The 14264-nt window shown below is 43.0% G+C and carries 10 protein-coding genes; 7 read left to right on the forward strand and 3 right to left on the reverse strand.

From position 1 onward, the window contains the following. Together nagA and EA772_RS13780 are read left to right on the forward strand one after the other, a co-directional pair. Entirely contained in the window at positions 1–1218 is a 1218-nt protein-coding gene (gene nagA, locus EA772_RS13775; RefSeq protein WP_124913714.1) for an N-acetylglucosamine-6-phosphate deacetylase, read from the forward strand. Then, positions 1184–1876: a carbohydrate-binding family 9-like protein gene (locus EA772_RS13780; RefSeq protein ID WP_168187552.1), complete on the forward strand. Its 693-nt coding sequence runs from the start codon at positions 1184–1186 to the stop codon at positions 1874–1876. Before nagA ends, EA772_RS13780 begins: the two co-directional genes overlap by 35 nt. A 91-nt stretch (positions 1877–1967) precedes the next feature. Here the strand turns inward: EA772_RS13780 and EA772_RS13785 are convergent, their stop codons facing one another. Both EA772_RS13785 and EA772_RS13790 read right to left on the reverse strand, forming a co-directional pair. Further along, the gene (locus EA772_RS13785; protein WP_124913716.1) at positions 1968–4490 is read right to left on the reverse strand and encodes a family 20 glycosylhydrolase; all 2523 of its coding nucleotides are present in this window, start codon (positions 4488–4490) and stop codon (positions 1968–1970) included. A 40-nt stretch (positions 4491–4530) separates the two neighbouring features. Beyond that, entirely contained in the window at positions 4531–5664 is a 1134-nt protein-coding gene (locus EA772_RS13790) for an acyltransferase family protein (protein WP_124913717.1), read from the reverse strand. A gap of 244 nt (positions 5665–5908) precedes the next feature. Here EA772_RS13790 and EA772_RS13795 point away from each other — a divergent pair, with 244 nt between their 5' ends. The 3 genes from EA772_RS13795 (at position 5909) to EA772_RS13805 (ending at position 9804) form a co-directional block, all read left to right on the forward strand. Further along, the gene (locus tag EA772_RS13795; protein WP_124913718.1) at positions 5909–6667 is read left to right on the forward strand and encodes a glucosamine-6-phosphate deaminase; all 759 of its coding nucleotides are present in this window, start codon (positions 5909–5911) and stop codon (positions 6665–6667) included. A 9-nt stretch (positions 6668–6676) separates the two neighbouring features. Next, positions 6677–8596 (forward strand): glucosamine-6-phosphate deaminase, encoded by a 1920-nt coding sequence (nagB, locus tag EA772_RS13800; RefSeq protein WP_124913719.1) that lies wholly within the window; start codon positions 6677–6679, stop codon positions 8594–8596. A 146-nt stretch (positions 8597–8742) separates the two neighbouring features. After that, on the forward strand, positions 8743–9804 hold the full coding sequence (locus EA772_RS13805) for a glycosyl hydrolase family 18 protein (protein ID WP_124913720.1): 1062 nt from the start codon (positions 8743–8745) through the stop codon (positions 9802–9804). 199 nt (positions 9805–10003) lie between these two features. On the opposite strand, the gene EA772_RS13810 is transcribed toward EA772_RS13805, so the two are convergent. Continuing rightward, positions 10004–11011 carry a glycoside hydrolase family 43 protein gene (locus EA772_RS13810; RefSeq protein ID WP_124913721.1) on the reverse strand — a complete coding sequence of 336 codons (1008 nt, stop codon included), beginning with the start codon at positions 11009–11011 and terminating at the stop codon, positions 10004–10006. 274 nt (positions 11012–11285) lie between these two features. Between EA772_RS13810 and EA772_RS13815 the strand changes: the two genes are divergently transcribed. Both EA772_RS13815 and EA772_RS13820 read left to right on the forward strand, forming a co-directional pair. After that, positions 11286–11999, forward strand: coding sequence for a hypothetical protein (locus EA772_RS13815; protein WP_124913722.1), 714 nt, complete (start codon positions 11286–11288; stop codon positions 11997–11999). Positions 12000–12528: 529 nt separating this feature from the next. After that, positions 12529–13551, forward strand: coding sequence for a LacI family DNA-binding transcriptional regulator (locus EA772_RS13820; RefSeq protein ID WP_124913723.1), 1023 nt, complete (start codon positions 12529–12531; stop codon positions 13549–13551). Positions 13552–14264 lie beyond the last annotated feature (713 nt).

Consider the following 14264-nt stretch of genomic DNA (forward strand, 5'->3'; position numbering starts at 1 on the left):
ATGAACTACATCAAAATATACAACGCCAATATTATAACCCCGGAAGGAATACTGAAGGATGGAACATTAGTTATTAAAAATGATAAAATTGCTGAGATCTCAGCCGGGAATGTGGATGTTCCCTCAGCACTTGAAATAGACGCAGGGGGCAAAATCCTCTCACCCGGCTTTATTGATCTGCATGTGCATGGTGGAGGTGGACACGATTTTATGGATAATACGGTTGATGCTTTCCTGAACATTGCCCGCACCCATGCCCAATACGGTACCACATCGCTCATGCCCACCACCTTAAGCTGTGAAAAAACTGACTTGCTGGATACCATCAAAACTTATGAAGCTGCCGACCCAATCAATGATGCGGGAGCACAATTTGTTGGTCTGCATATAGAAGGCCCTTATTTTTCAATGAACCAGAAAGGAGCACAGGATCCCAGGTATATCAGGAATCCTGATGCCGATGAATACAATGAAATTTTAGCGTCAACTGCTGCGATCAGAAGGTGGAGTGCCGCTCCTGAGCTTCCCGGAGCACTCGCATTTGCCAAGACGCTAAAAGCCAAACATATCCTTGCCGCCATTGCCCATACTGATGCCATATATGAGGATGTTCTGGAGGCGTTCGAGGAAGGATTTACCCACGCCACACACTTCTATTCCTGCATGTCGGGCGTATCCAGAAGAAACGCGTACCGCTATGCCGGTGTGATCGAGGCAGCCTATCTTTTGGATAATATGACTGTCGAAATTATTGCCGATGGAGTACATCTGCCTCCCGCGCTATTAAAGCTTGTCTACAAAATCAAAGGCTCGAAAAATACGGCACTGATCACTGACGCGATGAGAGGGGCCGGCATGCCCGAGGGAAAAAGCATTTTAGGGAGTCTAACCACTGGTATAGAGGTGATTATTGAGGACGGAGTGGCTAAGCTTCCAGACCGTAGCGCCTTCGCAGGTAGCGTGGCAACAGCAAATCAACTGGTCAGAAATATGATCCAGCTCGCTGATGTACCCTTAAGTGAGGCGGTTGAGATGATCACTGCAACCCCGGCCAGAATACTGAACATCAACGCCCATAAGGGTGTGATCAAAAAAGGAATGGATGCTGACCTGGTCATCTTCGACCCGCAAATCAAAATCAATACCACCATTGTCAGGGGGAAGATCGTCTTCACTGCAAGTGATGCTCAAGATTTGCCCCGGAAACCCAAATATTAATCATTTTACACTTCCTTTGAAAAAGCTCGAAATCCCATATATAAGTGCCATTGCGATGGAAACTGCTGAAAACTTGATTCAGACCCTGCAAAGCCTGAACAGTTTCCCTATCAGGTGCAATCCATGGCCTGAATTCGTAACTGATACCAAAGCCAGCTTTAGTATTGCCCATAATAAAGACCTGATTTTTCTGAAGTATCACGTTCAGGAACAATATCTGATTGCCAATGAAGGATACAATGGTAATATACACAATGATAGCTGCGTAGAATTTTTTGTGGCATTTGATGGAGATAAGGGCTATTATAATCTGGAATTCAATTGCCTCGGTTTTTCGAAAATCGGTTATGGAAAGGATCGTTCCGAACGCGTCTTATTGCCGCTGGAAGTTGTCAAGAAATTGCGATCCCATTCCAGGATTAGTTCGGACCTCATGGATGATCGGGATGGCTTTGAGTGGGAGATTTTATTGATCATTCCCAAACAAACATTTATTCACCACCAGATCAAATCCTTTGGAGAAATCAAGGCCAGGGGTAATTTTTACAAATGCGGAGACGGTTTGCCCCAGCCGCATTTCCTAAGCTGGAACATGATCAACTCGAAGAATCCTGACTTTCATCAAAGAGAAAGTTTTGGGGAACTCGCATTCAAATAGCGATGCGATATAAATAGCGTAATTATTGATCTTGAGCATTAAAAAAAAGGATGGTTGTCTTAGAAAACCGTCCTTTTTTATCTACAACCCGCTAGGGCAGTACCTGTACAGCAGGACCTCCACGAAGTACTGAATTGAAAACCCTGAGTTGAATTGACTTACCGGAAGCGATTGGCACGGTGTACCACTTGCTTTTTGCTGTTGGCCTGGTTCCGTCTGTGGTGTAGTGAATGCGAAGTCCGGTATATAGAACGTTGGCCTCTACTTTTCCATTTCGGACTATGTAACCGGGAGCAGGTATCCTGTATTGGAATCCACCGGCATAATGGTCCAGTCTCGGCAGTTCGTTTGTCGCGATCCGGTTAATGAACACTGACCATGCTTTTTTGTAAAGTCCGGCACTTTTTCCGCTGTCCTGTTCCTGTGCCCAGACCGGATCCGCGGCCCAGCTTCTCTCGGCCAGGCCCAGTATTTTCGGCAACAGCAAATATTCCAGTTCAGCTGTAGTGGTAATCACTTCACTCCAAAGCGGCGCCTGCAAACCAATAATATTTTTCTTACCCTGCTCGCTGAGCCGGATCTTTCCCTGATAATGATTTGTCGGCAAAGGTTTCCCGCTTTCATCCTCGGTTTGGTTTTTATAGTAATCAAAGGGTATAAAGCTGAAGAGCTTATTGACATCAACATATCCACCCCAGTATTGCCCTGGCTCCTGATGGCTTTTGTTGTAAGCCAGGTCCATATACATGTTGGTTACGTTGGTCAGTACAACTTTGTAACCTGCATTCGCCATTTTATAGGCCAGGTCCTCGTTTCCGCTCAAATTATTCCAAACGTCCGCATGGAAATTCTGTGCCACTGCTCGCTCATCAAGTTCCATTTTTGTCCCCGCTGCATTTCTGGTCTTGCGCAGTCCAATTTCTTCCCAGCCGGAGAGATAAAGATTACGGGAGGCCAGCAATTGGCTCAATCTTTGAAAATAATAGTACCACAGTTCATCGACTGTCTTGATCCGTGGATCGTCAACACTTAACTTTAGCGCATCGGGGGATTTTTCCCATACCCCATTGGGCACCTCATCACCTCCAAAATGAATGGTGTTCAGCGGAGCCCCTGCGTCCTTGTACATACTGATCGTCTCGTCTATGATCTTTTCAATGAATCGGTAGGTGGACGGCAATGCTGGGTTGATTACGTTGTCATTAAATCCCTGAACACTGCTATACACCGACTTATCGTTCAAATCCCGGAGCAGATAGGCTGCGGCAGCATCAGCCTTCCCCGCCTGCATAAATTTCCTGTAGCGTGCATCCATCGATTTTATCGCCGCCCTAGCATGACCCGGCGTCTCATATTCAGGGATTACCCTGATATGCCTCATGGTGGCATATTTTAATATTTCGACAAAATCCGATCTGGAAAGGTAACCACTGTTATGGTTTGCTACAGGACCGGAACCGTAAGCCGGGATCAGCCATTGTTCTTCACTCAGTGTGTGGGCTCTTTTGGATCCGACCTCGGTCAGTTCAGGAAGACCTTTGATTTCGATGCGCCAGCCTTCATCATCATTGAAATGCAGATGGAACACATTGATCTTATACAAAGCCAACAGATCCAGCACTTTGATGATCTGCTTTTTCGGCTGGAAGTTTCTGGCGATATCCATCATGAACGCCCGGTGTCCAAAGCGCGGCGCATCGATGATTTTCAAGGCGGGAACGTCAATATATGCCTTTTTATCTTTCCAGGAAGCAGGTGGCAAAAGCATCATCAGGGATTGGATTCCATAAAACACTCCTGCTTCACCGGAGGCAGAAATGGTGATTCCCGAACTTTCCACATTCAGCTCATAACCTTCATTTGAGTCCGTTGCGATTTTCTTAAGCACGATTACAGGCGGGTCATTCGAACCATTGACATGATTTTGCCCGGTCAGCACTTTGCCAAGCGCCGTTTGCAGATAGTTCGCTTCATTTGGAAAATCCTGACCACCGATAACCTTTACCGAACCGGACAATCGAAAACTGCCTTCTTTTCTAGTATAATTTAATGGCGTAGGAAAAACCGGCGGCATCTCGCCCGCATCTATTTTCTCAATGGTCTGATTCTGGGTGAAGGTCTCCGCAGACTGTTTTTTCTCCTGATCGACGAGGCTTCCCGGCACGACACTAAGACGTAAGTTTTGGGCGGAGTTTTGGTTATCAAACACGATATAAAATCCTTTACCGTAATCTGTCCTGTTTTTCAGGTGACGGCTCAATATTCGGATACTAATCTTTGCTCCGCCTTCTAGACCCGTAAAATATTTTGTCGGCCTTAACCTGTAAAAATCGCCGTTCACATGGCTTAGTTCGATCCTGGATTCAACGTTTTTGATTGCATGGGGATCAGGGCCGTTGAAATAAATCGCCCAACCTGTCCCTTTCAAAACATCCTCCCCCAGATTAGACAGGGTAAGTTCGGAGAGAGTTTCCCCGTCCGAATTAAATTCGTGCCGAAGGATTTTCCAGGTAATGGCGTAATCCTTGCTCAAAGCGGTATCATTTTGCTGCGACCATACCTGATAAAAATCAGTGATCAAAAGGATCAATAATAGCATTACTTTAATTTTCATGTGTTTTAAGCTTATCTGATTTAATTTTTAGATCTCCCTGTTAAACTCTGACATAAATTTTCTTCCGGTCCATGACCAATCCGATACACCACATCAAAAGCATAAAACTGAGCGCAAAAACAAATGACGCATTCTTCTCACTCATCCAGCTTAGGTAACCTGTATGATACAAGGTGGAGCGCAACGACTTTTCGCCAATGGGAATCAGAGGGAGCACATCACTGATGATCCAGGAAATAATGTAGATGAAAAGGGGGTTTTTGCCGAACACCACAAAGAAGTACGTCCATTTTTGGAAACGCCATACATCAATGACCATAATCAGGATCGCCAAAATGACCAGGTCCCAGCCAACCGTCAGCAATACATATGAGCTGCTCCATATCGGTTTGTTAACCGGAAAATCAATGTCCCATAGATTGGAGAGGATCAATAGACCTATCGCAAAAAGCGCTATGCGTAAGGCGGTGTCTGTTCCACTACCTTTTTTGTTGATGTAATAGCCCGTAAGGTATCCGGCAAGAACATTCACCACGGCAGGTAAAGTGCTCAGAAGCCCCTCTGGCTCAAAAGGGATCCCAAATCCCTGATAGAGATTTTTGGGCTGAAATAAAAAAAGATCAAGTTGTCCCGATGCATTTCCTTCCAGTGTATAAGGTGATCCTGGATCTCCGTAATAATAGGAAAGTCCCCAGTATGCAAGCAATAACACAATACCGGTCACGATGGTCCACAACACATTGGCATAATACAAAATGACGTTGGCAAAAAAATAACAAACTGCTATGCGTTGCAACACGCCCCATAATCTGACATCAAAGATATTGGTGAGCGCAAAGCTTCCATTTTCCATATGATAAAAAGGAAAATAATTGAGTAAAAAGCCAATGGCAAAAATCATAAGGGTGCGCTTAACAATCTTTTTAAAAAATACCGATGAGCCATTCTTTACCGCCTTGGTCAAGGTAAAACTAATGGCGTTCCCCACAACAAATAAAAACGTGGGGAAAACAAGATCGGTAAGCGTAAAACCATCCCACTCTGAATGAGAGAGGGGCGCGTAAATAGCGCTCCAGCTTCCCGGATTATTGACTGTGATCATTAATGCTACAGTCAGCCCTCTTAATACGTCCAGGGGTAAATTTCGTTCATTGGCAAGTACTGTTTTGGTCATATTTATTTCTTTCGTTTAATGTTGATTATTGTATGTCAGTTTGTTAAGTGATTAATTCTGCTTGTCCGATGGCAACCAATGATCGAATATATAATATTTTTTAATATTTTCGTGTACGTACACGAAAATATTATTACTTTAGTCGCAGGAATTTCTGGAGGACAGGTTTTGTCATCATCCAGCAAAATCCCGTACGATAAACATTAGATATCCATTATCCGGTAAAAAATGAAAACTGAACCCAATGTCAACTAAAAAGGAAAACAACATCGAGGTAAAAATATATGGTTCCAGAAAGGATCTGGGCGCTGCTGCTGCAGAGCGTTTTGCCCGAGAGATCGACAGACTTTTGGTGGAAAAGGAAGAAATCAACGTCGTCTTTGCTGCTGCTCCGTCTCAAAACGAATTTCTTAAGTGCTTATTCGATCAGAATCTGGCATGGAACCGCATCAATGCATTTCATATGGATGAATATATTGGATTGCCTGCCGAAGCGCCTCAAGGGTTCGGAAATTTTCTTAAAGACCGCCTTTTTGCCCGCTTCAGTTTCAAATCCGTTCACTATCTAAACGGTAATGCCGAAAATCTGGACGAGGAATGTCTCCGTTATTCCGATCTGCTGTTACAGTACCCTATAGATATCGTCTGTATGGGAATAGGGGAGAACGGGCATCTTGCCTTTAACGATCCTCCGGTGGCAGATTTTGAAGATCCTATGGATGTCAAAGTTGTGGAGCTGGATTTTGCGTGCAGGAACCAGCAGGTAAATGATGGTTGTTTTAGGCATCTGGATGATGTGCCGCTATCGGCCCTTACCCTGACCATTCCAACGCTCCTGCGGGCAAAATTCATCAGTTCGGTCGTGCCAGGAAACACCAAGGCACAGGCAGTGGCAAATACACTGGAAAAAGAAATCAGTACAAGATATCCTTCCACCATACTCCGGAATCATACAAACGTTGAACTGTTTCTGGATTATGAGAGCAGTCAGTTATTAAAGTAAAAATAAAAAATGGCCAGATTAAATCTACTCGAAGAGACCCGTTTCGAAAAACTTCCTGTAACCGTATTCGACACTCCGGAAAATGCTTCCATTAATGTGGCGCACCGAATTGCCAACCTCATTAAATTAAAACATGCATTAGGCGAATCTGCGGTACTGGGCTTAGCAACAGGGGTTACCCCAATTGCAGTTTATGCCGAACTGGTTAGACTGCACAAAGAAGAGGGCTTAAGTTTTAAAAACGTAATTACTTTTAATTTGGATGAGTACTATCCAATGCAGCCTACAGCCGCACAGAGTTACGTTACTTTTATGAACGAAAATCTTTTCGATCATATCGACATTGACAGGAACAAGGTTCACATTCCTGACGGAACCCTTCCTTTAGAGGACATTCAGGCTTTCTGCCTGGACTACGAGAAAAAGATCGGAGACCTTGGCGGACTTGACATTCAGATCCTGGGTATCGGCCGTACCGGTCACATTGGTTTCAATGAGCCGGGTTCTGCTCCCAATTCTGGAACACGTTTGGTCACCCTTGATGATCTGACCCGGCGTGATGCGGCCCGTGATTTTGGCGGAAAAGCATTTGTGCCAACCAAGGCGATTACCATGGGGATTGGTACCATTTTCAAAGCAAGAGAGATTATTTTAATGGCATGGAGCCGTAAAAAAGCTTCCATCATTAAAAAAGCTGTGGAAGGTGAAATCTCGGGCGATGTTCCTGCAACTTACCTGCAACTTTCAGAGCATGTGGAGTTTATTTTGGATACACCGGCCGCGGCAGAACTAACCCGTTTTGATACACCTTGGCTCGTTAAAGATTGCGTTTGGACAGATGCATTGATCCGCAAAGCGGTGATTTGGCTGGCCAATACCCTCAACAAACCTATCCTTAAGTTAACTGAGGACGATTACAACAACAACGGCATGGCACAACTGGCTACCGAGAAAGGACCGGTTTACAACATCAACATTCATATTTTCAATAAACTTCAGCACACGATTACTGGCTGGCCGGGCGGAAAACCAAATGCTGATGATTCTCAGCGTCCGGAAAGAGCTGAGCCAGCTAAAAAGCGTGTGATTATTTTCTCACCACATCCTGATGATGATGTGATTTCAATGGGTGGAACATTTATCCGTTTTGTTGATCAAAAACATGATGTGCATGTGGCTTACCAAACTTCTGGAAATACCGCCGTTTGGGATGATGATGCCCTTCGTTTTGTGGAGTTTAATGTGGATTTCACGGAAAAAATGGGAATGGACAATTCACATTTGAAGGAACTTTACAGCAACATGCGAACCTTCATTGAGCAAAAGAAACCAAACCAGGTGGATACGCCGGAGATTCAGACCATAAAAGGTTTGATCAGAAAAGGAGAGGCCATTGCCGGAGCACGTTATTGCGGTTTGGGGGATGACCATATTCATTTTCAGGCATTGCCTTTTTACGAGAGCGGAAAGAATCAGAAAAACCCGGTAACTGATGCAGACATTCAACTTACAATGGAACTTTTGCAAAAGGTTAAACCACAACAGGTTTTTGCCGCCGGCGATTTTGAAGATCCCCACGGAACCCACATTGTTTGTTTCAACATCATTTTGGAGGCTTTGACACGTTTGCGCAAAACTGAAGCCTGGGCGCAGGACTGTTGGTTATGGATGTACCGCGGTGCATGGCATGAGTTTGAAACCCACGAAATTGAAATGGCTGTTCCGATATCTCCTCAGGAATTGGAGCGGAAGAGGAATGCAATCTTTAAACACCAGAGCCAAAAGGACAGGGCTGTTTTTCCGGGTGATGATGCAAGAGAGTTTTGGCAACGTGCTGAAGACCGTAACCGGGAAACAGCAAAAGCCTATGATGAACTTGGGCTTGCTGAATACGAAGCGATGGAAGCTTTTGTGAGGTGGAAGTTTTAACTGAAAAGAATTTTACGATAAAGCATATCCGGAACATATATGAGTGCCTGTGCGATCGAATGCCTCAATATCCTAACAGCCAAATACCGGATAGCGACTAACATGCCTATCATCATTTAAATCAATAATTAAATAACATTTACCTAATGAAAATCAACATGAAAAAACTAATGAATCTATGCATTATCGCAATCCTCTTCACGCTGGGTGCGTGCAGCAAAAACGGCGAAAATCCTCAGCCAGAGGAGACGCTTTTACCGAAATTGAAAGCAAATGTTCAGCCTGCTTCTAGTAACCTTGCTGCGGGTAAGTTGGTGGTAGGATATGTGCCCGGCTGGAAAAATGTACAGGGCGTAATTGATAATAGCGACCTTAATGTCCTGACCCACCTCAATATCGCTTTTTTCAGTCCCAATACTTCTGGGCAGATGATGGTAAACGGAAACCCGGCTTCCAGTGATGCAAGCACTGTAGAGATCAATTATGTGGTTACCCAGGGACATCAGCATGGGGTTAAGGTTCTCGCTTCATTTTCGGGTGGCAAAATTCCAGATGGCTCGGGTAATCTGGTTACCCTGTTACAGTCACCGAATCGATCTGTATTAGTCGCCAACATCGTTTCCTTCCTAAATTTCTATAATCTGGACGGGATAGATGTGGATATCGAAGGTCAAACGCTTCAAACGGTAAAAACAGCAGGCACCTACACGCTGTTTGTTCAGGAACTTAGGGCAGCACTGCAGCCGCTTGGAAAGCTGGTAACCTGTGCGACCCTGCCATATACCAATGGTATGATCCCTGTGAACTCTTTTCCTTACTTTGACTACATTCATATCATGTCCTATGACAACAACTGGGGAGGGACGGGCAATCATTCATTATACAGTGATGCGCTGGTACACATCAAGAAATTCCTGGATTTGAACTGCCCTGCAAGCAAATTAACACTCGGCGTCCCGTTTTATGGTTATCAGGGCGCTATAGGTCTTACCCCCGGTGTCCCTTTCAGAGATATTGTGGCACTCGACACATTGAATGCCTACCAGGATACTTATCTCGCATATAAGTACAACGGAATCCCATCCATAAAAGCGAAAACCCGTTATGCAAAGCAGCACATTGCAGGTGTTATGATCTGGGATCTGGAAAAAGACGCGGTAGGAAAATTCAGTTTGCTTAAAGCAATCGGCGAAGAGATTGCGCCATAAAACACAGTCATAGGGCCAGCATTAAATAATTGACTGACCCTTTATCTATTCCGTATCACAAAAATTCTTATGCGTGATAATATATCGCAGTTTACTATAAACTGTTTTTTAGAAATTCGCAGGTTTGATCAACCTTTCAAAATTGTTCTGGTGTGTACAAAGAGGTATTTGGTTTTATTATAGGCACAGTGAAGTAAAATCATCTTATGCCAATTTCAGTTACTTTCAAGAGCCTAAAAGTTTCGGAGTCAGCCTGTAGCGTAGTGGTGTTTTTACCATTCGCTTTTAGAAGTTTCAGATCAATGATTCCGGTCAGCCTTGGAGAGACCCTGGAAGAGGTATGATGTGTATGCATCACATACTTGAAATTTCCTGACTGATCTTTGAAAAGGTCTCCGTGACCAGTTCCGTTCGATTTTATTGTTGCACGACTAATTAATGGGTTTCCGTGGTGTTTTATCCACGGCCCTGTAGCTGAGATCGAGGTGGCATAGCCCACTGCGTAATCTTTGCTTCTGAAGTCATTGGCAGAATAAATTAGATAATATAAATTTTTAAATTTAAAGACCGTTGGCCCTTCCGCAACCGGCCATGGTGTAGATTCTGTATTTTCCCAAGGCGTCGAAGCATTGATGCATTCGTGCTCGGTTCCTTCTACTACGTCTGACAGATCGGGTTTCATTTCCGAAACGAAGATCCGGTTACCATTCTTAAGTCTGACATGGTACAGGTAAATCTTGCCATCACTATCAAAAAAAATAAAAGGATCTATCTGTTTACCGTTTCCAGATAATGATTTAAATTCACCTTGTCTGAAAGGACCCAAAGGACTATCACTTTTAGCGATAGCGATCTGTTCATTTGCGGTATAGGCCATGTAATAGTCTTCATTAAACTTAAATACATGGGGAGCCCAAAATCCCATCGTGCCGAATGATTCGCATTTGCTAAGTGCATATCCGTTGTTTTTTCCAACAGGACCTTTCCAATTAAATAAATCCGTCGATTCATACACCTTGAAGCCGCTGTTTCCGCTTGTACCATAAAGGTAATATTTGCCTTTGTCTAAAAATATGGTCGGATCAGCCAACTCTATGTTAATGGTGCTATGCGGTGTCGCATTGGACTTTTTTTGCGGCTGGGCAAGACAATTCCCGAACACTACCAAGCATGCCAGACAGATGAATGTGTTCAAAGTCAATTTCATTGTTTTTTCGATTGAGTTTCAAATGACGGTTAACCGACCTGGCACGAAAACAATAACGCCTAAATCTCAGTAATCAAATTCCCTAATGATTAATGTACTGAAAATAACGCTTCTTGGGCTACATCGTTTATTCTTGATTAAAATACTGATATTTTGGTATTTTGTTGTTGAACAAAGAACAGTAACATTGTTAAGTAATCTTAACTTGTTTATATCCAGTTAAATAATTTACTGTTTTGCATTTGTTAATTTCAATCATAAACGATTCAACATCATGATGTCACCAAAAGAGGATATAGAGCGACTTCAGCTCGAAAAGTTGAAGCTAGAGGTGTCAGGGCTGGAAAATAATCAGAATAAAAAAATATGGAATAGCCTTGAGGTGAGCAGGCTTATGATCAGTATGCTCATTCCATTGCTTCTTGGTTATATTTCTTATACCACCTCCCAAATTCAGAAAGAGGTGAATTCAAATGAAGCAAGGAACAAAATCAACGTAGATAATAATAAGCGTATTTATGATTTGAGGGTCGCAGTCTACCAGCGGGTTTCCCTTCCAATTAACGAAATATACAGTTACACCAGCTATATTGGCCGCTGGAAAGCACTGACTCCCGATGAGGTGGTCTCAAACAAAAGAACCTGCGATGAAATCATGTATTCAAATCAATCCTTCTTTACCGCGGAATTCTTTAGTGCCTATACTGAGTTTATGCGTTCCTGCTTTGTAATGGGGAATGGATCCGGGATGGATGCAAAGATTCACTCTGACCTGGTTTACCACAAACGCTATTACAGAGGAACCACTCCCTGGTCATCAGCCTGGGATGATAAATTCAGTTATGTCGCCGAGCAGGAAGATATTGCTGTTCGCAGGAGAATAAATACCCAATACAATCTTCTGCTTTCTCTTCTTTCCAAGGAGCTTAGAATCAAAGAAATTGAAATTAACAACGAATTCAAAGACTCAAAACCTAAAGGCAGCTAAAAATCAACATTCGCTCGGCTAGGTAGGTTGAATTTTTTGAAAATGTCCTGTTGAACCTTTCTGGAGATCTCGACAGAATTTCCAAAAGATGATTGAACATATAATAAGATTCCATGCTCTATAACAGGCATTACTGTTTGTTAATCTTTTCAGATCTGCAGGAACTGGTTTAGAATAGCCGACCTTATATTGTAGAACGCTTCGCCATACCCTCCCAATCAGAAAGAAGCAGACCTGTCATTCCTTAATGAATAAAGGGGACAATTCAATCCTAAGAAGTCAAAAACAACCTCATCATATTTATATTCGATTTAAAAAGTGTACATTTTGATCAAATTGGTCTCTGATTTCATTTATCATTATAGGATATTTGAACTGAATGAAACGATATGGTCTTTTCAGTAGGTAGGGCTTTCACACCAAAAAAGTTCATATGACTTTGAGCGCGACTTAACGCGTCGATAGTAGCTGGTCTGAAAATTGCCTTTGTTTAGGCTTTGCGGTTCCTTCAAAGTCCAGAACCCAGAGAATGAAAATATCAGAAAACAGACCTGTAACACTTAAAATGTTGGCCACAAAACTGCAGATGTCGGTGTCCGCGATATCCAAGGCATTAAATAATTATCCCTCCATAAATCCCGAAACTAAAATCAGGGTGCGTGAAATGGCTACACAAATGAGCTATAAACCCAATACTTCGGCCGCAAACTTTCGGGTAAGTCGAACAGGGATTATTGGCGTCATTCTCCCGGATTTGATGGATCACTTTTTTGGAAAAAGTTTTTTTGGTCTGGAGAAAACCGCTGCCGAGCATGGTTACCACATCATCGTAAGCCAGACCCTGGATGATCTTGAGACAGAAATCAAGTCTGCAGAAACGCTGTTCAATAGAAGAGTTGATGGTTTGATTGTGGCGATAAGCAAAAACACCCAGCGCTTTGATCACTTGAAACGATTTGAACAAATGGGCATACCGCTCATCTATTTTGCCAGAAATCCTAGTTTTAATCCGGATTGCCATAAAGTTTTGGTAAACACTTTCCAGGGCAGCTTTTATGCAACTGAGTTCTTAATCAAAAGAGGGCATAGAAATATTGCCTTCCTTTGTGGGCCGCAAATGATCACATTTACACATGACCGTTTTAATGGCTATATCACCGCGTTAAGACAGAATGAACTTTTTTTTTCAGGTGATTTGGTCGCCTATACCGATTTTGATCAGCTAAGCACCGAGGATGCGGTAAAAAAGCTTTTTTCAAATAGGCAGAACCAACCTACCGCGCTTTTAGCCTTTAAGGAACCTGTTCTCATTGATGCTTTGAAACAACTTAGCATCATTGATCCAAGCCTCCCGCAGGCTATTGAGTGTATTAGCTTTGGAAATACCCCCTTAACGAAGTGCCTCCCTAGCCCACCTATCGCTACGGTCGAGGAAAATGCCGAAGCAGTAGGGCGCCAGGCGGTTAACTTACTGCTCAAGATCATCAACAAGCAGATTAACATGCATGACTATCAGCGCCTCATCATCGACTGCCAGCTTGTTTCGCTTTAAACTTTGTTGATTTTACAGCACAAAGAATCAAAAGGGGAAGATATTGAGATAATTAGGGTCATTCGAGATTCTCATATAACAGATATTTGGGAATGCAAACATTATTCAGAAGATAAGGCACTAACCAGGTTTATCCATGATCCAATAATAGTTTGAAGATGAGATGCTGTTCGGAAAGTGTTGCCGAAAACTTAAACAAACCAATAAGAAAAAAAATAGTTACGATATCAAAATCTGATCAGGGACAAATATTCATTTTGCTTGATAATGGAGAGGTCCTGAATAGAGCTGAATCTTAATGCAATTGACTAAAATCTCTCCGAAGTGTTGGAGGTGGTTTTTTATTACGAAATGGACCTCTAAGGTGATAAGGCACTGGAAATTTGATTTATAGGTAGATGATGATTGATCGAACAGCACATGCCCGAACAACGCGTTAGAGGTGTTGTGAGAAAGCTGTACAAGTTCACCTAGACTCGTAGCATTGGTGTGCAGAGCATGCTAATCAATTTGGTGGTCTGATCTCACTTACTGGTCTTTATTTTGAAAACAATTTCGCTACAAATAACAAAGTATCAGAATTAATACGCAATCCAATAATATGAGACTTTAAACCAAACTTACTGGGTGAATAGGTAAGATCCTTGAACCCTCATCAGTCTAAGCTGATTCGCACTCATGCCAGTGATCTCCACTGGTTCATTCTAACCAAA

Source organism: Pedobacter sp. G11 (genome assembly GCF_003860265.1).
GTDB lineage: Bacteria > Bacteroidota > Bacteroidia > Sphingobacteriales > Sphingobacteriaceae > Pedobacter > Pedobacter agri.

What these genes read in the sequence shown, in the direction of transcription:
- EA772_RS13785 (WP_124913716.1), bottom strand. Translation starts at nt 4,490, where the DNA reads ATGAAAATTAAAGTAATGCTATTATTGATCCTTTTGATCACTGATTTT.
- EA772_RS13815 (WP_124913722.1), top strand. Translation starts at nt 11,286, where the DNA reads ATGATGTCACCAAAAGAGGATATAGAGCGACTTCAGCTCGAAAAGTTG.
- nagB (WP_124913719.1), top strand. Translation starts at nt 6,677, where the DNA reads ATGGCCAGATTAAATCTACTCGAAGAGACCCGTTTCGAAAAACTTCCT.
- EA772_RS13810 (WP_124913721.1), bottom strand. Translation starts at nt 11,011, where the DNA reads ATGAAATTGACTTTGAACACATTCATCTGTCTGGCATGCTTGGTAGTG.
- EA772_RS13795 (WP_124913718.1), top strand. Translation starts at nt 5,909, where the DNA reads ATGTCAACTAAAAAGGAAAACAACATCGAGGTAAAAATATATGGTTCC.
- EA772_RS13820 (WP_124913723.1), top strand. Translation starts at nt 12,529, where the DNA reads ATGAAAATATCAGAAAACAGACCTGTAACACTTAAAATGTTGGCCACA.
- EA772_RS13790 (WP_124913717.1), bottom strand. Translation starts at nt 5,664, where the DNA reads ATGACCAAAACAGTACTTGCCAATGAACGAAATTTACCCCTGGACGTA.
- EA772_RS13780 (WP_168187552.1), top strand. Translation starts at nt 1,184, where the DNA reads ATGCTCAAGATTTGCCCCGGAAACCCAAATATTAATCATTTTACACTT.
- nagA (WP_124913714.1), top strand. Translation starts at nt 1, where the DNA reads ATGAACTACATCAAAATATACAACGCCAATATTATAACCCCGGAAGGA.
- EA772_RS13805 (WP_124913720.1), top strand. Translation starts at nt 8,743, where the DNA reads ATGAAAATCAACATGAAAAAACTAATGAATCTATGCATTATCGCAATC.